Annotated in this window: 23 protein-coding genes; 10 read left to right on the top strand and 13 right to left on the bottom strand. The window is 61.9% G+C overall.

Going from position 1 to position 22034, the window contains the following annotated elements; all coding sequences use genetic code 11:
- Positions 1–5 precede the first annotated feature (5 nt).
- The 4 genes from JQ611_RS23790 (at position 6) to JQ611_RS23775 (ending at position 2505) form a co-directional block, all read left to right on the top strand.
- Entirely contained in the window at positions 6–728 is a 723-nt protein-coding gene (locus JQ611_RS23790) for a heme-copper oxidase subunit III family protein (RefSeq protein ID WP_212389674.1), read from the top strand.
- A 9-nt stretch (positions 729–737) separates the two neighbouring features.
- Positions 738–1139 (top strand): cytochrome C oxidase subunit IV family protein, encoded by a 402-nt coding sequence (locus JQ611_RS23785; protein ID WP_212466762.1) that lies wholly within the window; start codon positions 738–740, stop codon positions 1137–1139.
- A 32-nt stretch (positions 1140–1171) separates the two neighbouring features.
- Positions 1172–1465 carry a GYD domain-containing protein gene (locus tag JQ611_RS23780; RefSeq protein WP_212389676.1) on the top strand — a complete coding sequence of 98 codons (294 nt, stop codon included), beginning with the start codon at positions 1172–1174 and terminating at the stop codon, positions 1463–1465.
- Positions 1466–1590: 125 nt separating this feature from the next.
- Positions 1591–2505, top strand: a complete 915-nt coding sequence (locus tag JQ611_RS23775) for a heme o synthase (RefSeq protein ID WP_212466761.1) — start codon at positions 1591–1593, stop codon at positions 2503–2505.
- A 613-nt stretch (positions 2506–3118) separates the two neighbouring features.
- Here JQ611_RS23775 and JQ611_RS23770 read toward each other — a convergent pair.
- Both JQ611_RS23770 and JQ611_RS23765 read right to left on the bottom strand, forming a co-directional pair.
- Complete coding sequence (locus JQ611_RS23770) at positions 3119–5353, bottom strand: CHASE3 domain-containing protein (RefSeq protein WP_212262027.1); 2235 nt, start codon at positions 5351–5353, stop codon at positions 3119–3121.
- 14 nt (positions 5354–5367) lie between these two features.
- Complete coding sequence (locus tag JQ611_RS23765) at positions 5368–5775, bottom strand: response regulator (protein ID WP_212262025.1); 408 nt, start codon at positions 5773–5775, stop codon at positions 5368–5370.
- 212 nt (positions 5776–5987) lie between these two features.
- Between JQ611_RS23765 and JQ611_RS23760 the strand changes: the two genes are divergently transcribed.
- Positions 5988–6851 carry a DMT family transporter gene (locus JQ611_RS23760; RefSeq protein WP_212262022.1) on the top strand — a complete coding sequence of 288 codons (864 nt, stop codon included), beginning with the start codon at positions 5988–5990 and terminating at the stop codon, positions 6849–6851.
- A 66-nt stretch (positions 6852–6917) separates the two neighbouring features.
- Here JQ611_RS23760 and JQ611_RS23755 read toward each other — a convergent pair whose 3' ends face one another.
- A complete protein-coding gene (locus JQ611_RS23755) occupies positions 6918–7577 on the bottom strand; it encodes a BA14K family protein (RefSeq protein ID WP_212466760.1) in 660 nt (219 codons plus the stop codon).
- Between the two features lie 289 nt (positions 7578–7866).
- On the opposite strand from JQ611_RS23755, the gene JQ611_RS23750 reads away from it, so the two are divergent.
- Positions 7867–8277, top strand: a complete 411-nt coding sequence (locus JQ611_RS23750) for an NADH:ubiquinone oxidoreductase subunit NDUFA12 (RefSeq protein ID WP_212206654.1) — start codon at positions 7867–7869, stop codon at positions 8275–8277.
- A gap of 416 nt (positions 8278–8693) precedes the next feature.
- On the opposite strand, the gene JQ611_RS23745 is transcribed toward JQ611_RS23750, so the two are convergent.
- Positions 8694–9299 carry a glutathione S-transferase family protein gene (locus JQ611_RS23745; protein WP_212466759.1) on the bottom strand — a complete coding sequence of 202 codons (606 nt, stop codon included), beginning with the start codon at positions 9297–9299 and terminating at the stop codon, positions 8694–8696.
- A 15-nt stretch (positions 9300–9314) separates the two neighbouring features.
- Positions 9315–10001 (bottom strand): DJ-1/PfpI family protein, encoded by a 687-nt coding sequence (locus JQ611_RS23740; protein ID WP_212389682.1) that lies wholly within the window; start codon positions 9999–10001, stop codon positions 9315–9317.
- Between the two features lie 95 nt (positions 10002–10096).
- On the opposite strand from JQ611_RS23740, the gene JQ611_RS23735 reads away from it, so the two are divergent.
- Both JQ611_RS23735 and JQ611_RS23730 read left to right on the top strand, forming a co-directional pair.
- Entirely contained in the window at positions 10097–11035 is a 939-nt protein-coding gene (locus tag JQ611_RS23735; protein ID WP_212466758.1) for a GlxA family transcriptional regulator, read from the top strand.
- A gap of 165 nt (positions 11036–11200) precedes the next feature.
- Positions 11201–11497, top strand: a complete 297-nt coding sequence (locus JQ611_RS23730) for a hypothetical protein (protein WP_212389684.1) — start codon at positions 11201–11203, stop codon at positions 11495–11497.
- A 100-nt stretch (positions 11498–11597) separates the two neighbouring features.
- Here JQ611_RS23730 and JQ611_RS23725 read toward each other — a convergent pair whose 3' ends face one another.
- The 6 genes from JQ611_RS23725 to JQ611_RS23700 all read right to left on the bottom strand — a co-directional run bounded on the left by JQ611_RS23725 (position 11598) and on the right by JQ611_RS23700 (position 17489).
- Positions 11598–12080 carry a hypothetical protein gene (locus tag JQ611_RS23725; RefSeq protein WP_212466757.1) on the bottom strand — a complete coding sequence of 161 codons (483 nt, stop codon included), beginning with the start codon at positions 12078–12080 and terminating at the stop codon, positions 11598–11600.
- Between the two features lie 148 nt (positions 12081–12228).
- Positions 12229–13437: a citrate transporter gene (locus JQ611_RS23720; protein WP_312012125.1), complete on the bottom strand. Its 1209-nt coding sequence runs from the start codon at positions 13435–13437 to the stop codon at positions 12229–12231.
- A 34-nt stretch (positions 13438–13471) separates the two neighbouring features.
- The gene (locus tag JQ611_RS23715) at positions 13472–14419 is read right to left on the bottom strand and encodes an alpha/beta hydrolase (protein WP_212466755.1); all 948 of its coding nucleotides are present in this window, start codon (positions 14417–14419) and stop codon (positions 13472–13474) included.
- Between the two features lie 127 nt (positions 14420–14546).
- Entirely contained in the window at positions 14547–15326 is a 780-nt protein-coding gene (locus tag JQ611_RS23710) for an SDR family NAD(P)-dependent oxidoreductase (protein WP_212414049.1), read from the bottom strand.
- A 358-nt stretch (positions 15327–15684) separates the two neighbouring features.
- Positions 15685–16113 carry a hypothetical protein gene (locus JQ611_RS23705; protein ID WP_212466754.1) on the bottom strand — a complete coding sequence of 143 codons (429 nt, stop codon included), beginning with the start codon at positions 16111–16113 and terminating at the stop codon, positions 15685–15687.
- Positions 16113–17489: an AAA family ATPase gene (locus JQ611_RS23700; protein WP_212466753.1), complete on the bottom strand. Its 1377-nt coding sequence runs from the start codon at positions 17487–17489 to the stop codon at positions 16113–16115. Before JQ611_RS23700 ends, JQ611_RS23705 begins: the two co-directional genes overlap by 1 nt.
- Before the next feature lie 378 nt (positions 17490–17867).
- Here JQ611_RS23700 and JQ611_RS23695 point away from each other — a divergent pair, with 378 nt between their 5' ends.
- A complete protein-coding gene (locus JQ611_RS23695) occupies positions 17868–18875 on the top strand; it encodes a DUF2155 domain-containing protein (RefSeq protein ID WP_212261994.1) in 1008 nt (335 codons plus the stop codon).
- Between the two features lie 92 nt (positions 18876–18967).
- On the opposite strand, the gene JQ611_RS23690 is transcribed toward JQ611_RS23695, so the two are convergent.
- Positions 18968–20101 carry an ATP-dependent Clp protease proteolytic subunit gene (locus JQ611_RS23690; RefSeq protein ID WP_212466752.1) on the bottom strand — a complete coding sequence of 378 codons (1134 nt, stop codon included), beginning with the start codon at positions 20099–20101 and terminating at the stop codon, positions 18968–18970.
- A gap of 118 nt (positions 20102–20219) precedes the next feature.
- Positions 20220–20900 (bottom strand): leucyl/phenylalanyl-tRNA--protein transferase, encoded by a 681-nt coding sequence (gene aat, locus JQ611_RS23685; protein WP_212261988.1) that lies wholly within the window; start codon positions 20898–20900, stop codon positions 20220–20222.
- Between the two features lie 116 nt (positions 20901–21016).
- On the opposite strand from aat, the gene JQ611_RS23680 reads away from it, so the two are divergent.
- Entirely contained in the window at positions 21017–21988 is a 972-nt protein-coding gene (locus JQ611_RS23680) for a tripartite tricarboxylate transporter substrate binding protein (RefSeq protein ID WP_212261985.1), read from the top strand.
- Positions 21989–22034: the final 46 nt, after the last annotated feature.

The raw sequence follows: 22034 nt of genomic DNA, 5'->3' as shown, positions 1-22034 counted from the left end.
ACCAGATGGCAGAAACTGTGCTGACAAACCCTGGAGAATCGCCCGCGCAGACCGCCGGCTTGCGGGGCATTGCCGACGACTGGTCCTCGGATCAGCGCGCGTTCAAGAATGTCTCCTGGGGGAAGGCCATGATGTGGATCTTCCTCCTGAGCGACACCTTTATCTTCAGCTGTTTTTTGCTGTCCTACATGACCGCGCGAATGTCCACGACGGTGCCGTGGCCGAATCCGAGCGAGGTGTTCGCTCTCGAGATCGCGGGGCACCATATCCCGCTCATCCTGATCGCCATCATGACCTTCGTCCTGATCTCCAGCAGCGGTACCATGGCGATGGCCGTCAATTTCGGTTACCGCCGCGATCGCGTCAAAACCGCTGTCTTGATGCTGGTTACAGCGGCGCTTGGCGCAACGTTCGTCGGAATGCAGGCCTTCGAATGGACCAAGCTGATCATGGAGGGCGTACGGCCCTGGGAAAACCCCTGGGGCGCGGCGCAGTTCGGCTCGAGCTTCTTCATGATCACCGGCTTCCACGGCACGCATGTGACGTTCGGCGTGATTTTCCTGATCGCCATCGCGCGAAAGGTCTGGCGGGGAGACTTCGACGTCGAAAGGCGCGGCTTCTTTACGAGCAGAAAGGGACACTACGAGATCGTCGAGATCATGGGCCTGTACTGGCACTTCGTCGATCTGGTGTGGGTGTTCATCTTTGCCTTCTTTTATCTTTGGTGAGGTCGGCGCATGACAAACGTGGCGGTACATCTGGAAGCCCAGCAACCTTCGCTGCACGCGCATGTGCATGACGTGCCCGCATCAGGAGCCACGCACGCAAAGGGCCAGCAGCACCCGATCAAGCTCTATCTCGTGGTCTGGGGATGGCTGTTCGTCCTCAGCGCCTGCTCCTATCTCGTCGACTACTTTCACTTCCAAGGCTATCTCAGATGGTCGCTGATCCTGCTGTTCATGGTGTTGAAGGCCGGCTTGATCGTCGCCGTCTTCATGCACATGGCCTGGGAGCGGCTGGCGTTGAGCTATGCCATCCTGCTGCCGCCGGTGCTGGTGTTGGTGTTCGTGGCGATCATGGTGTTCGAATCCGACTATACGCACCTCATCCGGGTCGTGTTCTTCGCGCCTGCGACGTAGGCGCCGTTGCCTCGTGCAAAGGGAGGATGGCCATGACCACATATGTCATGCTTGCAAACTGGACCGAGCAAGGCATTCTGAAGGTGAAGGACTCGCCCAGCCGTCTGGACGCAGCAAAGAAAGCGCTCAAGGATATGAGCGGCGAGTTCAAATTCTTTTTCCTTACCATGGGCGACTTTGACATCGTCGCGATCTACGAAGCTCCTGATGACGCCGTGGCGGCGCGTTTCAGCCTGCAGCTGGGCCTGCAGGGAAACATCCGGACGCGCACGCTGAAAGCGTTTCCCGAAACGGCCTATCGGGAAATCATCAAATCGCTGGGCTAGACGGCACAACGGTATGCTCGTGAATTTTTCAGAGCTGGTTTTGCAAAGGGATCTTTCAGGACGATCGCATCGGTTTTTACGACGCAGACGTCGCCACGTCGCCGGCAAGAGGAGGCATTAATCTCATGCAGATCAATCGTTCGATTCTCCTTCGCGGGAGCTACGCCAGCATCGGGGACTATGTCGCGCTGACGAAACCGCGCGTTATGTCGCTGGTCGTCTTTACCGCACTGGTTGGTCTTATGGTCGCGCCAGGCGACATCGATCCCTTCGCCGGTGCCGTTGCTCTTCTTTGCATAGCCGCCGGGGCTGGCGCCGCAGGTGCGCTCAATATGTGGTACGACGCCGACATCGATGCGGTGATGGCGCGTACCGCCATGCGTCCGATTCCCAGCGGCCGTGTATCGCGCTCGGAAGCATTGGTTTTCGGATTGACGCTTGGAATGTGCGCCATCCTGGCCCTCGGCACTTTGCTGAACATGGCCGCGGCTGCGCTGCTGGCTTTCACAATTTTCTTCTATGTCGTCGTCTACACGATGTGGCTCAAACGCCGAACACCGCAGAATATCGTCATTGGCGGTGCGGCTGGTGCACTCCCTCCGGTGATCGGCTGGGTTGCGGCCACGGGAAGTGTCGGGCTCGAACCGCTCAGCCTGTTCCTGATCATCTTCCTGTGGACGCCACCCCACTTCTGGGCATTGTCGCTCAATCTTGCCGGAGAATATGCCAGAGCCGGGGTGCCGATGTTGCCGGTCGTAGCGGGCAAGGCCGAAACAAAGCGCCAGATTCTTCTCTATAGCGTTGTTCTGGCTCCGATCTCGCTGACACCCTGGGCGCTGGGGTTTGCGGGCGCCATCTATGGCGCGGCTGCAGCGATGCTTGGAGCGATCATGATTTTTCTCTCATGGCAACTACGTCGGAGCGACGACGGCAAGGAAAGGCGGCCCGCTCGTCGCCTGTTCGTGTTTTCGATGCTCTATCTGGTCCTTCTTTTTGGTGTGTTGTTGATGAATGCTGTACACTCCGCTCAATCCCACTAGCCAACGCTGATCGAACAAAAAGGCCCCGGATCGCTCCGGGGCCTTTGGGTCATTTGAAGGACTGCAATCCGCACTTCACTGGTTCGACTTTGATGCCGCGGCGCGGCGCTGTTCATTGTTTGCAAGTGCACCCGTGGCGAGGCTAGAAACCGGACCCCGACACCAACAGAATTGCACCGATCACCATAAGGAGAATGCCCGGCCAGTTCGTTCCCAGCCCCAGGAATCGGAGGCTGCGCCGTGGCGGCTCCAGAGTGCCGCGAACCGGCCGGGAGGAGTCCGGGCCGCTAAGCGATCCCCGCCAAATAGCAGTGCGCGCCATGTACAAGACTCCGCCGAGAACGAGCAGCGCGCCAAGCCCCATCAGGAACATTTTCGCCTCTCAGTTCATGGTTGCCACGCACAACAGAACCGGGATTCAAGCGCCAGGTGGTACGATTCGTTCCGGGCTACGCGGTAACGAGTCCGCGCCTGGAGCGTTTTCGAGCGAAGAGGATACCGGTTCGCACAGCAAATAAGTTTACGCAGATTGCGTAGACGCATCTGCGGTAGAAATACGCGCGTCAAAACAAGAGTCTGGAGCTTCGGTTATGATTCAATCAGAACCAAAACTCTAGTCCAGCGCCTGGCGGATCATTTTTGCCAGCTGCGACTTGCGATAGGGTTTGCTCAGCAGCAAGACGCCGGGGTCGAGCCGCCCCTGGTGCACGATCGCGTTGTCGGTATATCCAGAGGTATACAGCACTCTTATACCGGGCCGGTGTTTGACGACTTCGTCGGCGAGCTGCCTGCCGGACATGCCGTTGGGCAGGATCACGTCGGTGAACAAAAGGTCGAACGGCAATCCGTTTTTCACGGCCTGCAGCGCCGAAGGGCCGTCCGATGTATCGAGGGTCTGGTAGCCGAGGGTCTGCAACTGCGTGGTGACGAAGTTGCGCACCAGATCATCGTCCTCCACCACCAGGATGGTTTCGGCGCCGCCGACCAGTGGCGCGGCCGCAACCACGGCCGCCGGCGCCTGGCTGCGGGCGGGCGGCAGATAAAGCTTGATCGTGGTGCCGTGGCCTTCCTCGCTGTAGATCCGGATGTGGCCGCCGGACTGCTTGACGAAGCCGTAGACCATGCTCATGCCGAGGCCGGTACCCTTGCCGACTTCCTTGGTGGTGAAGAACGGCTCGAACACCTTGTCCTGGATCTCCTTGGACATGCCGGTGCCGGTGTCGCTGACCGCCAGCATCACGTACGGGCCGGGCAGCACGTCGGGATTGGCCTGCGCATAGGCCTCGTCGAGCACGACGTTGCGGGTCTCCAGCAACAGCTTGCCGCCTTCGGGCATCGCATCGCGGGCATTGATCGCCATGTTGAGCAGCGAGTTCGCCAGCTGCGAGGGATCGATATGCGCGGCCGCAACCTCCGGCTCGAGGATCGAGTCGATCTCGATGTGTTCGCCGAGGGTAGGGCGCAGCAGCTTGGCGATGTCGAGGACGGTGCCGTTGACGTCGATATTGCGCGGCTGAAGCGGTTGCCGGCGCGCGAACGCCAAAAGATGCTGGATCAGCTCGATGCAGCGTTCCGCTGCCACGTCGATCAGCTCGGCGGTTTTCCGCAGCGCCGGCTGGTCCTCGAGTGCGCCGACCAGCCTTTCGGTGGTGCCGGTGATGACGGTCAGCATGTTGTTGAAATCGTGGGCGACGCCGCCGGTCAGTTTGCCGATGGCGTCGAGTTTTTGCGATTGCTGCAGCTTGCGCTCGATTTCGCGCGTCGCGGTGATGTCATGATAGAGCAACGCCGCGCCGCTGATGGCGCGCGATGCGTCGCGCAGCGGCCGGCCGCTGATGACGAGGTGAACCGGCGCGTTGCCGCTCTTGGGCCGCACCACGATTTCGGTGGCGTCGAACTCCTCGCCGCGCAACGCACGCGCCGCCGGCATCTCCCGGGTGGGCAGCGGCGTGACGCCGTCGGCACGAAAGACGGTGCTCAGCTGCCGCAGCAGTTCCACGGTCATGCCCGGACGGTAGCGCAGCATCTTTTCCGCAGCCGGGTTGGAGAGCAGCACGCGGCCTTTGGTGTCGATGACAAGCACCGCCTCGGCCATGCTGTGAAAGGTGCTCTGCATCACTTCGGTCGAATGCCGGAGTTCCTCGTGGGCCGTGACCAGGTGCCCGGTGCGTTCCGCGACCGCGGCCTCCAGCGCCTCGTTGGTGGCCTTGGTTGCAGTGAGGGAGTCCTGCAACTCACGGCGTGACCTGCCGGTCGAGCGCGTGAGGACGGTCGCAAGGATCAGGATCAGCAGCACGCAAGCCAGGTCAACCGCCAGCAGGAAGCCGCCGTTGGCTTCGGACTGGGTACGCCGGAGCGTGAGACGCCTTCGCTCTTCGGCGACGGTCTTTGCCAGATTTTCGCCGATCGTCTCCGTCGCCTTGCGGTCCTCGTCATTGGCCAGCAATGCGGCGATTCTCGTCTGGTCGCCCGCATTCTTGAGCCTGATCAACTCGCCGCCCGTCACAATCTGGCGAGCCACCTGGGCCTTGGCTTCCTCGAGCAGCTGGGTTTGGCCGGGATTGCCCTCGATGGTCTTGATCAGGTCATCGAAGGCCGGCAGGATTGCGTCACTGGACTCGTTATATTCCTTCACGAAGTCCGGGTTGCCGGTGAGCGCAAAGCCGCGCGCAGCACTTTCGGCGCGGCGCAACAGCGGCCGGATGTCCGAGATCCTCTTCAGCACTTCCAGGGCATGGTCGACGGCAGCCGTATCGGCCCGCGACTTCAGGTCGAGACCAATGGAGGCAGCACCGATAAGGATGAGGATCGCGAGGCCGATTCCAAGGATGATACGCTGCGAGAGCATTGACGCTTTTATTTTCATCTTTTCGAGAGGCGCGCAGACTGTACCGGTTTCGTGAGGCATTCGCGGACGCTGGTCAACAGCGCGTTGGGCGTGAACGGCTTGCGCAGGCAGCATGCCGCGCCGAGTTCGATGGTCAACCGCAGCAAATCGGGCGCCCGGTCGGTATTGGCGAAGGCGTAGCCCGACATCGCAATGATCGGAACCTCCGGCCGGCGCTCATGGAACGTCCGAATTGATTCAAACCCGTGCATGTGCGGCATGAAGACGTCGATCAGCATCACGTCGAAATCGGACGCTTCGAGCGCCTGCATCCCGGCCTCACCACCATCGGCAATGGTGACCTCGAAACCCTGGCTGTGCAGACAAACTTCGATGGCAACGCAAACCATCGGGTCGTCATCGACCACGAGAACGCGCGGCACGAGGATTCCTTTTGCTCGGGCTGCAGTCGGCGACTCGCAAAACCCCTGACGAGGATTAAGTCGGAACGTTGACTAGCCGTCTGTATGATAGAGTGCATATAAGATTTGCCTAGAGGCGAATTCGGTAGTCTGTGTCAGAACTAGAACAAATGCGTCCCCGGTTCCGGATCTAACCCGCCGTGTCCATACATCGCCCAGCGGGTCGTCCCCGAATGTCGCCGCTCGGCCTCGTCGTCCTGTCGATAGCCTCGGTGGGCTGGGGCCTCAATTTCCCGATCATGAAACATCTGCTGACGGAATGGCCGCCGCTGTCGTCGCGCGGCCTGTGCGGCATCGTCGGTGCTGCAGCCCTCGCGTTGATCGCGCTGACGCGGCAGGAGACGCTGCGCGTTCCCAGGGGAATGTGGCTGCGGCTGTTGCTGGTTTCCACGTTGTCGCTCGGCGGCTGGGTTGCGTTCATGGGGCTCGCATTGCTGTGGCTGAGTGCCAGCGAGGCTGCGGTGCTCGGCATCTCGATCCCGGTCTGGGTGGCGTTTCTGGCGTGGCCGATCCTCGGCGAACGGCTGTCGCTGCTGCGTGCCCTTTCCTTGACGGTCGCGCTGGCCGGCATTGCGGTGCTGATCGGCGGCAATGGCTTCGACGCCAGCGTCGAGAAGCTGCCGGGAATCCTGTGCGCCCTGGCGGGCGCCGTCTGCGTCGGGCTTGGCACCGTGCTGACCAAGCATTTTCCGCTTGCGATGCCGCCGCTGTCACTGGCCGCCTGGCAGATCGGCCTCGGCTGCCTTCCGATCGCGATCATCGGGCTCGCCGTCGAACAGCCTCAGCTAGCGGCGCTCTCAGGGATCGGCTGGGCGTCGATGGTGTACATCACGCTGATCCAGTTTTGCCTGTGCTACGTCTGCTGGTTCGCAGCGCTGGAGCGGCTGCCGGCGGCGACCGCGTCGATCGGCACCCTTCTGGTACCGGTGGTCGGCGTGGTGGCGGCGGCGGCCATGCTGAATGAGCCGCTGGGCTTGCGCGAGGTCGCAGCCCTGGTGATCACGCTCGGCGGCGTCGCGGTGGCGTTGCGCGCATGAAAAGAGCGGCGCACGGAATGCGCCGCTCTCGGAGTTCACTTTGGAATTCACGCCGTCAGGCCAGCGTTACGGGCAGGGGTGCCGCAGCCCGTCATTGCCGAGATAGGTTCTCGACCGCACATCATAGGAACGGTAGCGCTGCCTGCAGTAAGCGACATCGTCGCCGCCGGGGACCACCGCCACCACGCCGTCATCGGCATATTCGTCGCCGTAGTAGTAGGGATCGTTGTAGTAGCCGTAGCTGCTGCCGTAATAGCCAAGCCCGCTGCCGATAACGGCGCCGGCCGCGAAACCGGGGTAGAAACCGCCGTGGCGATGGCGATGGCGATAGCCGCCGCCTTGATAGACGCCGCCGCCGCCGCCGCCGCTAAACCTCGGGCCGGGGGCCACACCGCCGCCGATGACGCCGCCGCCGCCGCCACCACGAATGCCGCCTGCCATCGGTGGGGGCGCCCCGCCACCGCCGCGGAAGCCGCCGCCACCGCCACCAATCACCGCTCCGCCGCCGCCACCGCGGAAACCACCGCCGCCGCCACCGATAGCCGCTCCGCCGCCACCACCACCACCGATTGCGGCTCCGCCGCCACCGCCGCGGCCGCCACCACCGCCTCCGCCGCCACCCCCGGCGCTAGGCGGGGCTTGCGCGAAGCTTGGGTTGGGCAGCACGGTCGGTGCAACGAGTGCCGCGATCGCTGCGGCAGAACATAAAACTTTCAAACTGATCATTGTCGGCTCCATCTCCGGGATACGGACCTAACCATTTCAGGAGAAAGGCGTTCCCGAGCCAGCGCACGGATCGTGCGCAGCGCTGAACCTGTCAGGCAGGAACTGTATGCCAAATGAACGGATCGTTCTGATTCCGCGACAATTGGACGCCAAAAACGGGCGCAAAGACGGACACGCCACGGTCTGGCCAAGGCCCGGCGGGGTCTGGCCGTAATTGGCGATCGCGTCTGGACAATCGGGCGCGCCGATGGCATCACCGGCTCAGCCTTCTCGAACCGGCCGAGCCCTCATGAAGCTGTTTCTGCTCAAAATATTCACCTGGTGGAACGGCCAGACCTTCGGCACCCAGTTGTGGACGTGGCGCTTCGGCGAACTGGTCGGCCAGGACGAGCAGGGCAACACCTATTATCGCACCAAGGGCGGCAAGATCGATCCGACGCTCGGCTTTCAGCGGCGCTGGGTGGTCTACAACGGCTATGCCGAAGCGACGAGGGTGCCGCCGTCATGGCACGGCTGGCTGCATCACACCGTCGATGTCGCCCCGACCGAAGAGACGTACACCCCGCGCGAGTGGGAAAAGCCGCACCAGCCGAACCTGACCGGCACATCGGCTGCCTACCGTCCATCCGGCTCGACGCTGGCGAGCGGCCGCCGTCCGAAGGCGACCGGCGACTACCAGCCCTGGACGCCGGGAAGCTGATAGACAGCTGATCCACCGTTATGTTGAGCGCGGACGACCGTGTGGCATGGCACGCGTCGTGAGCGCGGATGCGTCGTTCGCCTGTGAATAACGGGAACAGCGGGGACACCGGCTGCTGCATGCTTGCGCACTTGCCCCGTTCGCCGTTCAATGAACCCATCTTACGGAGATGGGAAACCATCGCGTACGGTTCGGGCTCCAGTTCGCGACTGTCCCGATGAGCAGCGGCACCCGATCAGGATACGGCTGGGAGATAGGCCCCCGGTGCAGAGGTTCTGAAATCGCCCGTCAATGTGGCGCCGCCGTAGGAAAGGAAAGGCCGTCTGGGCAACCAGGCGGCCTTTTTCTTTTTTGCATGACTGATGAAGCCAGGTTTGCGCTCAACGAGGCTGCTGGCAGGCGATGAGGCCGCGGCGTCAGGGCTCGGTCGTTCGAAAAGGTGACTCGTCCGCGAGCTTCCTGGTCAAGGCGCGCAGGCGCGGCATTGCCTTGTCCGTATCGATTCCCACGCCACGCGCGAGCCGTTCGGCTACAAATGCCGTCACGTCCGCTTGGGTCAAACGACCGAGCAGCAAATAAGGCGTGTCTGGTACGATCATGACATCGACCGCTGCCAGTGCATTCGTCATCTGTGCCACGCAATCGTCGAACCAAGGTTGATGTTGCTTCTCGGGAGGATGGTGGTTGCGCTCGTAAGCGGCCTGAAGTCCCTTGTCGCACGCGCCCATCATGATCGCCGCAACCTTCAGGACGGCCCGTCGGTCGGATCCCGCAGCGGGCGTTAATGCGCGGTCGCCACCGAAGGTCTCATCGAGATGGTCGACGATAGCACTGCTATCGACCAGCACGTCGCCATCATCGAGCACCAGCGCCGGGATGCGACCGAGTGGATTGGAGGCTCGCACCTCGGCGCGATCATTGAAGCCGGAGATTGGCAGCTGCTCGTACGGTATCCCGTAAGCCCTGAGCGTGATGGCCACGCGGCGGGTGAATGGCGAGCGATTAACCCCGATGAGCATCATTTTTCCGGCCGTCCGTCACGTCATCCTTGCGGCGGCGCGGCCGATCATTTCGCCGCGGCGGAGCTGCGCCGTCGCCATCCGCTCCTTCATCAGCGCGAGGATTTCCGGCGGCGCGGTGTCGGGCGAGCCTGAGTTGAACGGCGGCGCCGGGTTATATTCGAGCCGGAGCTGGATCGCTTCCGCGGTCCGCCGGTCGACCAGCAGCGACACCAGCGTCAGCGCGAAATCGATCCCTGCGGTGACGCCGCCGCCGGTGACGCGGTTGCGGTCGACGCAGACGCGGGTCCTGGTCGGCGTCGCACCGAACGCGGAGAGAAAATCCATCGCGGTCCAGTGCGTCGCCGCGCGATATCCTTTCAGCAGGCCGGCCGCACCCAGCACCAGCGATCCCGTGCAGACCGAGGTGATGTATTTGGCGCCCTCGGCCTGCTTGCGCAGGAATGCCAGCATCTCCTCGTCATTGACCATGTCGTCGGTGCCGAAACCGCCGGGCACGCAGATGACGTCGAGCTGCGGGCAATCCGCAAAGGTCACCGTCGGCGTGATCGTCAGGACGGAGTCGCTGGGCACAGGCTCGGTGCGCTTCCAGATCAGATGCACCTGTGCGCCCGGCACGCTGGAGAACACCTGCAGCGGCCCTGTGAAATCGAGCTGGGTCACCTTTGGAAACAACACGAGACCGATCTGAAGCGGCGCCGACATGAGGACCTCCCTGATTTCACTTGACCCGTGCATCCTGACATGGTGGCTTGTTGTCAGAAATGCCATATTTCCCTCATTTAAGGACATAACCTCAAATGATCGGTGTGCTGATCTTTCCGGACTTTCAGTTGCTCGATGCCGCGGGGCCGATTTCGGTGTTCGAAATCGCCGCGCGCTTCGCAGGTGCGGCGCCTGCGATCAGGACTTTGGCGGCGACGCCGGGTCCGGTGCGCAGCACCTCCGGCGTCGAGATGCTGGCGCGTGGCTTCAAACCTTCCAACGCGATCACGACCTTGATCGTGGCGGGCGGCGAGGGCGTGCGAACGGCGGCGCCCTGTCCGAAGACGCTGGCTTTCGTGCGTGCGTTGGCCAGGCGCGGCGTCCGCGTCGCCAGCGTTTGCTCCGGCGCTTACGTTCTGGCGGAGGCCGGCCTGCTCGACGGACGCCGCGCCACCACGCATTGGCAGCGCACGCGGCACTTCGTGTCGGCCTATCCGAAAGTGAAGCTGGAAGCCGATCGGATCTACACACGCGACGGCAATGTCTGGACCTCTGCGGGGATATCAGCGGGCATCGATCTGGCGCTCGCGATGGTCGTCGAGGATTACGGTGACGAGATCGCGCAGCGAACCGCAAAGCAGCTCGTGCTGTACCACCGCCGCAGCGGCGGCCAGTCGCAATTCTCGTCGCTGCTGGAATTGAAGTCGCCGACCGGACGGTTCGGACCGTTGCTGGCCTGGGCGCGCGAACATCTCGATGCGCCGCTCACGGTGGAGGACATGGCCGAGCAGGCCGGCATGAGTTCGCGGCATTTCACCCGCGCTTTCATTGCCGAGACCGGCACCACGCCCTCAAAGGCGGTCGAGCGGTTGCGGATCGAGGTGGCGCGGCAGCGCGTGCAGTCGTCCAGCGAGGCGATTGAACGCGTTGCCGAGACCACCGGCTTTCGCGATCCGGAACGGATGCGCCGCGCCTTCATCCGCGCCTTCGGCCAGCCGCCGCAATCGCTGCGGCGGGCGGCACGCGCGGGGTGATCTTGTCGCTCTCCCGACAAGGGCGCGTCGCGGTACCGGACGTCAGGTTCATCCCGGCGGGCAGAAATTTTTGAAAGCCTCGCACTGAACCGCCCTGCACCTCGTGCCGTCGAAAGGGTATGCGGGCCATGACGGTTTCGCAAAAACCGGACAATGGAGATTCAGATGTCGGTGAAATCGAGACTCTTCGCGGCCGCTTCCGTTGCGTTCCTGGCAATGGGTGCGATGGGAACGACCAGCGCCAACGCGTTCATTTTCCTGGATACGCATTGCGCGCCGGGGCAGTGGGGTTGTGGAGTCACCTACACTCCCCAGGAGCAGAATCGTGCGCGACCGACTGCCGGTCGCCGTGACAGCAGCCCGGCCTACATGAAATACAACGATCCCCGCTACAACGACGCCATGTTGAATGCTGGTGGCGGTGGTGGTGGCGGTGGTGGTGGTGGCGGCGGTGGTCGCTAAGTCAAACTGACCTTTGCAGATTGGATTTGGCTCCGTCGGGGTGACCCGGCGGCGCCTGCCACGTCAGCGGCGTCACACGGCGCGAGCGGAATAGACGCCCCTATCTGCGGAAATCCAGGCGTCCCTCCGGAAAGCGGCCGTCGATCCGCCTGTCGTCCACGATTCTGCCGATCCAGGGACGAGTGATCGCCGGGCTGGTGAGGTTGATGTACTTTCCGACCAGCCGCTGCGGGCCTTGGCGCTTGGCATCGATCAATCCTTTGCGTGCGCCGGAATCCCAGTCGAAATAGAGATAGACGCGATCTGCTACCATTCTCGCTTCGCCTTGCCCCTGTTTCCATTTGTCGGCGGAATCGCAGGCGATGGTGGGATCGGCGCCGCCGTTCCAGCGGCTCGACCAATGGCCTTCGATTGTGCCGGACCGGCTGGTGCCGTCAGCCGTGCCCCAGCTCGCCGCGTTCACATCTTCCGCGGATCCTTCCAGTGTCGCGCTGCCGGCGAACTGCGCCACGTCAGCGTCGTTGGGATCGGGGACGTCCATGACGCCGAATGGATTTCGCTTCGCCTGGTTTTCCGAATTCATTGGATACTCCATTGCAACAGCGAGGCCTTCACCGACAGGCGCGGGTGCGCGGTTGCAGTGTTGTCTCGCAGATTGAAGACTCCGCCGACACCCGATTCCCGAGGGATAGCGCGCGATGCGGCGTGGCAGCTGGTTCTTGCGCTCTCCGCTAATGCGGCGCGTCGGGATGCCAGCCGAGCACGGCAAGCATGACGAAAAATCCAACGACATAGGCGACCGCGATCGGCCAGCCCTGGGTGATCCATCGCCCGACAGATTTTGCCTCCGGGTACATGTTCGCCAGGGCGACGCCTGCGGACGAGCCGAACCACATCATCGATCCTCCGAAGCCGACGGCGTAGGCGAGATAGCCCCAATCATAACCGCCCTGTTTCAGCGCGAGCGCGGTCAGCGGAATATTGTCGAACACCGCGGAGACGAAGCCGAGTCCGAGCGTCGTCGGCCACGAGGCGGCGGGGAGTTTCTCGACCGGCATCATCGATGCCGCCGTCACCAGCGCCAGCAGGAAGATGGTGCCCTTGAAGGTTTCGGGCATCACCGACCAGTCCGGCTTGCGCAACGCCGCGGTTGAAAGGATCACCACCCAGACCGCGATGCCGAGCACGGGAAGGATGTCGAGCAGAGCCGGGAATTTCAGATTGGCGGTGATGTTGGCGGCCAGCGCCGCAATGAGAATGGCGGCGACGATCAGCACCCTGATCGTGTCGACCTTCAGGCCGCTCGGCGGATTCTTGACGATCGGCGAATAGCGCTGCTGCTGCAGCGACGCGGGCACGGCGAAGATCAGCATCGCGGCGATGGCGGCAATATAGGCCTCGACGACGGCGAGGGGGCTGACCCCGGCAATCCACATCATCGTCGTGGTGGTGTCGCCGACGACGCTGCCGGCGCCTCCCGCATTCGAGGCCGCGACGATGGCCGCGAGATAGCCGATATGGACCTTGCCCTGGAAAACACTGCGCGCCACGGTGCCGCCGATCAATGCGGCAGCGATATTGTCGAGGAAGCTGGACAGCACGAACACCAGCCCCAGGAGGATGACGCCGCCCTTCCAGTCGTCCGGCAGCAGCGCCGGCATCTCCTGGGGAATCCGGCTCTCCTCGAAATGCCGCGACAGCAGCGCAAATCCCATCAGCAGCAGGAACAGATTGGCCAGCGTCACCCATTCATGCGCCATGTGGTGGCCGAGGCCACCAAGGCCGGCGCCGTATTTGAAGCCGGTGAAGGTCAGCTTGTAGAGGATGATGGCCGCAAGCCCCGTCAACGCGACGGGCAGGGTGTGGCGATGAAACAGCGCGACGCCGAGCAGCGTGAGCGCGAACAGGATGAAGTCGACGGGTATGCCGAAGATGAGCATGGTTGCCGTCAATTCCGTCGCACGAGCGAGTTTGTCAATTCAGCGCCTTCATCCAGTTCGCGATATCGGTGGCCGCGACGTTGGCCTGCGGCAACAGCTTGCCCATGGTGAAGAAGCCGTGGAACTGGCCGGCGAAGTGCTTGTAGGTCACGAGCACGCCGGCCTGCTTCAACCGTGCGGCGTATTCGTCGCCTTCGTCGCGCAGCGGATCGCCGCCGGCGGTCAGCACATAGGCCGGCGGCAATCCGGCCAGCGTCTGCGCACGCGCCGGTGAAGCCTGCCAATTATCGACGTCGGCAGCGCCGCTGAGATAGTGGTTGCAGAACCATTTGATGACGGAGTGCGTCAGCAGAATGCTGGTCTCGGGTTCGCTGTGCGAGGGGTGCTTCATCGCAAAATCCGTCGCGGGATAGATCAGTACCTGGCCGGCGAGCTTGGGTCCATCGCCGTCACGCGCCGCGAGCGCAACGACGGCCGCGAGATTGCCGCCGGCCGAGTCGCCGCCGACCATGACGCGTGACGCGTCGATGCCGAGGTCTTTCGCATTGGCCGCGATCCATTTCACCGCCGTGACGGCGTCGTCGACAGCGGCGGGAAATTTGTGCTCGGGGGCGAGGCGGTAGTCGATCGATATCACGATCAACTCGCCTTCATGCGCGAGCTTGCGGCAGACCACGTCGTGGGAATCGAGATCGCCGATCACCCAGCCGCCGCCGTGATAGAACACCAGGCAGGGCGCAAGGCCGCCGGTCTTTCGCAGCGTCTTCGGCGTGTAGATGCGGGCCGCGATCGCGCCATGCGGGGCGGGGATTGAGAGCGGTTCTGCGGATTCCAGTTCCGGCGGTTCGGGATTGGCGACGGGGCGGGCGGCCAGATACATCGCACGGGCCTGGGTCGGTGTTCCCGACTCGTAAGGGGGGCGGCCGGCTTCCTGGAAGGCCTTGTAGACGGCGGCGGCATCGGGATCGAGAACGACGGGCATGAGAGCGAAAACCTCTGGTGTTTTGAGTTGTCATTCCGGGGCGATGCGAAGCATCGAACCCGGAATCTCGAGATTCTCAGATGTGCAATTGCACATCATAGTTCACTCGCTTCGCGAATGACGAATGCTAGGCGGCGGTGCGGCCGCCGTCGACGGTGTAGGAAGAGCCGGTGACGTAGCTGGCTTCATCGGACGCCAGGAACGCCACGACGGAGGCGACCTCGGAAGCATGTCCGAGCCGCCGCGCCGGAATCCGGTCGACCATCTTTTCGATCGGCATCGGGGCATTGCCGCCGTTGCGCCCCTGATAGATCGTCGACAGCATCCGGCTGTCGATCAGGCCCGGGCAGACGCAATTGACGCGGACGCCGGTGCCCGTGCATTCCCAGGCCGCGGTCTTGGTGAGCCCGATCACCGCATGCTTGCTGGCGCTGTAGACGGCGATGTAGGGCGATCCCATCAGGCCGGCGATCGAGGCGGTGTTGATGATGCTGCCCTTGTTCTGTTTGAGCATCACCGGCAGCACATGCTTCATACCGAGGAAGACGCCGACCACGTTGACGTCGAGCACGCGGCGAAAGCTCTCCAGCGAATATTGCGGGATCGGCTTGATGTCGCCCTCGATGCCGGCGTTGTTGTAGAAGGCGTCGATGGTGCCGAATTTGTCGACGCTGGCGCGGACATAGTCGGCGACCTCGTCCTCCTGGGTGACGTCGGCGGCGATCGCGAGCGCCTCGGCGGAGGCCGGCAGGTCCTTGATGGCCGCCTTGAGGTCGGCCTCCTTGCGGTCGACGGCGACAATGCGCGCCCCGCGCTCGGCCAATAGCTTGATGGTGGCGGTTCCGATGACCCCGGCCGCACCGGTGACGACGGCGACCCGGCCGTCCAGGCGAATTCGATCGGTCATGTCTGGGATTTCCTCTGGCTCGTCCGGTTGTCCCGGATTTTCATGGTTTTCGCGACGGCAACCCGCGCGAAAGCTGATCGAAACCGACTATTTCATTTGTGGCAGGGGCTGACCAGTGGCCCCGGAGCGGGCGAAGCCCGTCCCCGCGACGGGGGTAACCGCCCTTTCCCCGCCGGAAAGAGTCGGGTAGAATTTATCTAACAAAATCAAAAACTTATAGTCAGCTTGGTGTCAAGCGGTGTCAGTTATTCAACGAGGTTTATTTGTTTAAGAATTGCAACCTCCCGACGTGGTCGGATGTGTTACGCGCCGTGTCGGGGGATGATCCTTTATGGGTACATTCGCAAGAACTTGGCTGTCAGCATGCGCAAACTGTCTCATCCAAAACACGTTCGTGGTCTTTGCAGGTGTATATTTTGCCTCTCGGCTGATCGATCATTGCTTTGTTTTTGAAATCAGCATGAAGGGGTTCGTCTTTGGAAAACAATATTCGCGCGCCAGACGCGCGAGCCAGCGCTATCACGTGTTGATCGTTTGAAATGCAGTGCTGTACGCAAGGGTGTGCTTGTGCCGCGGAGACCTCGGCATCGGAAAACTCTGAAAATCTTCCTGCGAGCAATAATTGTTTATACAAAGTTCTAAAGGGTGTTTTTAGTAATTCGATTTTTAGCTGCTGACCGGCTACGATCCGTAGTTTACCGCCCATAACTCGCTTGAGAACAGGAACTGCGTCCGGCGAATTTGAGGTGATTTCGTTGGCCGCATTCGCGTCAATAATTATGCACATTACGATTTGACCCCCAACGACCTTAGTTCCTCTGTGAGAAAAAACTGCCGATAGCTCGGAGGGGCGCCTTGTATGTTTCCTTTTCCATCGAGCGTTAACGAATGAATTTTTACGTCGTGCCCTTTCCGGTGAAAGTATAGGATGGAAATATCTTCTGGCCTGAACGCTCCATCCCTAGCCTCTGTTCTCATTCTATCGATCAAATGATCGCTGTGCGTTTCGACAAATAATGTGTGGTGTTTCCGCTTTACGATCTGGGTAAAAAACGTTGCAAGTTCGGCTTGCGCCTTAGGATGTAGATGGACCTCTGGCTGTTGCAGCAAAAACAGTGATCGTGCAGGTGCCCGAATTAGATCAGTTAAAATAGGAAGACACTGACTAACTCCGTACCCCACGTCGATGATGTTCGACTTTGAGCCTCCCGAAGAAACGACTAATTGAAACGGACCGCTTTCGGTGTTCGAGAGCCGCTTGACGTTGACCGCTTCAAACAATCCCGACGCCTTTCCAAACTGGGTGAGAGTTCGTGCAACCTCAGTCCACAGCTCTTTGTCGAACTCTTTGATTTGAGAAAGCACGAATGGAATGTGTTCACCGTCTGCCGCGGGGATCGACTCACCGGGATTATAGGTCCGGGAAGGCTTCGATCGCACGGGTGCGGAAGCAACGACCTCTCTTGGTAAAGTCCGTTTCGCCGACTGATAGAGGTCGTAAACAAAACCGAGCAAAGTATCGTGCGGTGATCTATCGGCGTCTGGCCCCCGCAATAAGAAACGACCGTCTCTAATCAGGAATTCCACGAAAGATAAGTCGTAAATTAGCGGATCGTAGCCGCGGACACGTTTAGTTGGGATATCAAGGACTATCCCAGGACCAAAAATCTTTAATGAGATTTGATCTTTTAGGGATGCACTGAAACCAAAAGGACCGCACTTGAACGTAATATCTGAGATAGCCGGTTGTGACCTGTTGTTGAAGAATGAAATGTCGGTTGACTGCTCTTCTGGAAGCTGCTCGACAAGGTCTATGCGATCAAAAAGTCGCTGGCGTCTTTCTAGATGTGGTAGGTCTACTCGGTCTGTGAACGAGAAACCAAATTCCTTGGCTCTTCCAAAGCGCCCGCCGCGATAGTGTGCAATTTGCTCATACGATCCAAGATAGAACGGATCTCTATTGAAGGTGGCTTTTGCATCTTCGCGGAATAGATCGAGAAGAAATCGGACCGCCGATAGAAACGAAGATTTCCCGGCACTGTTTTCCCCTACCAGAATGTTGATAGGGCGAACGTTTATGTCGTTCGCTATATGGAAGCACCGAAAATCGGTCACTGAAATGCGCATTATCCGCCAGTCGCTCGCGTTTCCATCAAATGTCAATCGGGCGATCTTAGCGCTCGACTCAGTTGTCTCTCTCCCGACTTCCCTACTCTACAGGGACGTTTCAGAAATTCATCATTTCCCGACCGATAACTTGGTCGAGACCCGGTGTCGGATTAGCGCGCCTCTCTCCCTCATTGACGCTCAATCCGGGGCGATCCAAGGCTCCAGACTGTAATCCGGTGTCAGATTGGTGTCAGAAACCCATGCAAAAGGATGGTAAATAGTGGTCAGAGACGGTACCAAGTCGCTTGAAAACGCTACATTTTTGCTCGATACCATCAACCCGCCGTATTCAGCGTGTTAACCGGTAGGCACGCGAGCGGCGGATAAGATTGTACTATGTCGCGAGCCCGATTCGCCCTTTAAAGCCGCGAGATGTTTCGAACCATTGCCCTGACTGGTATTGCGGCCCTGGTGGCCGCCTCGACAATCTCGCTTGCGCCACCCGCGCGCGCGCAGATCGGCAATATTTTTTCCGATCCGCCGCTGCGGCCGCCAGGCGCGATCCCGCGTGGCAACCAGCAGCAGCAACAGCAGCAACTCGACGACGACGAGGAAGTGCCCGAATTGCCGCGCGGCCGGCTGCTGCCGACGCCAAACCGCCCCGCTCCGGGGCAGGGCGTACCTCCGCCCGGAAGCGTGCAGACCCAGCCCCTGGCGCCGCCGCCCGGCACCACCGTCGTTCCACAGAATACCCAGCCGGGGATCGCGGTAACGCCGCCGCAGCCAGGTGCGCCGGGCGCCGTGCCGCCCGCGGCCAATGCGCAGCCGGGCCTGCCACCGGGGCAGCGCCAGCCCAAAGGACCCGTCCCGCCGGCCTCCGCCAGCCTGCAGCCGGGGGATGAGGTGGTGTCCGAGCCGCCGGCATCGAAGGTTACCAACAAGAAGGCCAGCTTCTCCGGCCTCGACAAGATCACCGGCCGGATCATCAATTTCGACGAGGACATCGGCGAGACGGTGCAGTTCGGCGCGCTGCGCGTGAAGACGTCGGCCTGCTACACGCGCCCGTCCACGGAAGCCGCCAATACCGACGCCTTTGTCGAGGTCGACGAGATCACGCTGCAGGGCGAGGTGAAGCGGATCTTCTCGGGCTGGATGTACGCCGCGAGCCCCGGGCTGCACGGCGTCGAGCACCCGGTCTACGATATCTGGCTGACCGACTGCAAAGTCCCCGACCAGACCATCGTCAGCGCGCAGCCTGAACTGCCGAAGCCGGCTCCGCCGCCGCCTGCCGCCAAGCGCCCGCCGGCGCCGAAGCAGGCCGCGCCGCGTCCGCCGCCGTCGGGGCTGCCGCCGCAGCCGCAGTTCCAGCAGCAACCGCCGCCGCCACCGCCGCAGCAACAACGGCCCGGTGGGCTGTTTGGTGGATTGTTCGGGAATTAGGCGGCGTCCTCGGCGCATCGGTTCTCGTCGATGCCAGCGACATACGCCAAGGCGAATCTTCTCAGCCGGGATCGGGCAGGCGCCGCAATCCCTTATAGCGGCGTCCCCTGATAGGCCGCCTGCGTCTTCGGCAGCACGGGCACGCTACGTGAAGCGGGAGCGGATGGCGCCGGCGCCGCGGCGGCCACCGGCTTCGGCGGCTGCGGGTTGAAGATCGACGTCACCACGCGCTCGCGCAGCAATTCGCTCTGTTCGGGAAACCACATGCCCGAGGGACCTGCGCTGTTGGCACGTTCGGCGAAGGCGGCGCTGAGGCCGAACTTCTCGAGGCGTGACTGCTCGCGGGCAATCGAGATGCGCTGTTCGTTCGCGGTCATGCCGCGGAAGTAAGGCTGGTGGAAGCCGAGCCGTGCGTTCGCGTGCAGATAACGCTGCTTGCCGCCGAGGAACATGATGGTGCAGGCGGAAGCGCATTGATGGGTAACGTAGGTCGACAGGCCTCGCGCCTTGATCAGGTCGGAGATCTTCTGCGCCTCCGCGACGCGCCCGCCGTTCGAGTTCAGCCGCACGGTGCGCACATTGTCCATCGCCTTCAGAATGGTCTCGAACTCCTTCGCCGTGCCGAACGAGATACCTCCGGAGAAATCCAGCATGGCGCCATTGTTCAGCACCTTGAACTGGTGTGACGCGAGGCGCGCATCGCCAGCCGCGATCTCGTAGATGCCGAGGCCCTGCGGAATCGCGACGTAGTAGACACTGTAAACGAGGTGGAGAGCGCCGAGCGCCATGGTCGCCTTGGCGGCGGTGCCCCAGAAGCGCTTTCCTGCGCGTCGGTAGGCGGTCGCCGCGCGCCAGACGCCGATCGCGCCCCAGATGGTGAACAGGATGATCGCGGTCCAGGTCAGGCCGTGCGAGATCAGCCAGCGCACCGGCTGTTCGCCAACGCGTGGGTTGATCGCAGCGCCCAGAACGCTGGACGCAAGCCCGAAGCTGGTGCCCAGCACCACATAATTGATCCAGTATGAGCGCGGCAGCGAGAGTTCGCCGCGCCAGTGCCGCGCGATGACGTTCTGCGCCGGGCGCTTGGGCAGCGGCGGCGGCAACCGGGCCGGCATGATGAAGCTGAGCGGGGGCGGCGCGCTGGTAACGGCCAGTTCGGCGCCGCCGTCCGCGGCGGAGTTTTCGACGGGCTCGGCCGCCAGTGCCGCTTGCAGCGCGTTGCTCATCTGAGCGATCCCTGTCGTTGTCGGAGGCGGAGCATTCCCACCAGCCGTGCAAACAGGGATAAGAGAGGTCGCGGGGAGGGGCTGTGACTGATGTCACAATCCCAATGAGGACAGGTCTTCAGCCGCGCGCCGCGATGATCGCCAGCGCGTCGGCGCCGCCGACCGGCCCATCGGAGGGCAACTTCAAAAAGTCCGCGGGCTCGCCCGCGATCGCCCTGTCGAGCATCGCGCGGTAGCGGCGCCTGGAAATTTCGACCGCGCCAAAGCTCTTCAAATGCTCCGTGACGTATTGGGTGTCGAGCAGCTCAAACCCTCCCGCGATCAACCGCGCCACCAGATGGACCAGCGCCACCTTTGAGGCGTCTCTGACGGTGTGGAACATGCTCTCGCCGAAGAAGGCGCGGCCGAGGCTGACGCCATATAGGCCGCCGACCAGATCGTCGTTCTGCCAGACCTCGACGCTGTGGCAGTGCCCGATCTGGTGCAGTCCGACATAGAGATCGCGGATCCGCTTGTTGATCCAGGTGTCGTCGCGCCCGGCTTGCGGCGCCGCGCAGCCGGCAATGACCGCCTTGAAGGCGGTGTCGACGGTGACGGTGAAGGCGTCAGAACGCACGGTGCGCGCAAGCCGCGAGGCGATGCGAAAGCCTTCGAGCGGGATCACCCCGCGCATTTCCGGCTCGACCCAGAACAGGGTGGGGTCATCGGCGCTTTCGGCCATCGGGAATATCCCGCAGGCATAGGCGCGCAGCAGCACCTCGGGCGTGATTTCGGAAACGGCGGACTCGCGCGATGTCATGGCGGGAGAATAGCAGGGAGCCGGTGGCCTATGCTATGCCTTGAAAAAAGCGGCGGCGCGGCCTGGATACCCGGAAAAAACGAAGTACGGCCGCCGGGACGACTGGAGGAAAGAAAATGAACCGACGCCGCTTCCTGCAATACTCGATTTCAACCGCTGCCGCCGCCGCATTGCCCACCGCCTCGCGCGCGCAGCAGTACCCAACGAAAATCATCCGTTTTCTTGTCGGATTCCCTCCGGGCGGCTCAGCCGATTTGACGATGCGCCAATTTGCGCATCGCCTCGATGCGGTATTGGGTGCCAAGCACCTGATCGAGAACGTTCCTGGCGCATCTTCGACACTGGCGGCCGTCCAGGCCCTGCGCGCCGAACCGGACGGACATACGCTTTTTCTCGGCGCGAACGTCTCCCAGGTGATCGCGCCGACGATGCTGAAATTATCGTATGATCCACTGACGGCGCTTGCGCCGATTTCCCAGGTTACAACGAATTCGAGTCTGGTGGCCGTATCAGCCGGGTATGGCGTGAAGAACTGGGCAGAATTCCTGGCGAAAGCAAAAGGCGAGCGTGATGGCGTGTTCTACGGTACTTCCAACGTCGGCTTCCAGATACCGGCCGTCCAGATCTCCAAAATCGCCGGGATCAAGCTTGTCAATATTCCCTTCAAGGGCGGCGCTGAGACCGTTACCGCCGTTCTGGGTGGCAACATTCCGATGATCATCGGAACGCCGCCTACGATCCTGCCGCATGTCAACTCAGGTGCACTTGTAGCGCTGTGCGCAACGAGCGCGGAGCGCTCCTCCGTCATGCCGGATATTCCGGCAGCCAACGAACTTGGCCTCAAGGGATTGGATTCGGTTGGATGGTTTGGCCTCTTCGCACCCGCGAAAACCCCTGTAGCCGTCGTGACAAAGCTGCACGCGGCGATCCAATCGGTGATAGGGGACAAGTCGCTGCAACAGGCACTCGGCAAGGAGGGTTTAGAGCTCCGGGGCTCCGCCAGTCCGGAGGGCTTTGCGAGCTTCCAGAAAAAGGAATTCGAAGAGAACGCAGCGATTATACGCGAGGCCGGACTTGCGCCGAACTAGGCGCATCCGGGATGCTAGTTTTAGCAGGTCGCGGTTCAAATTCCGC

The sequence above is a fragment of the Bradyrhizobium sp. AUGA SZCCT0182 genome (assembly GCF_018130185.1).
Lineage (GTDB): Bacteria > Pseudomonadota > Alphaproteobacteria > Rhizobiales > Xanthobacteraceae > Bradyrhizobium.
This window is presented reverse-complemented; position numbering and strand designations above follow the sequence as displayed.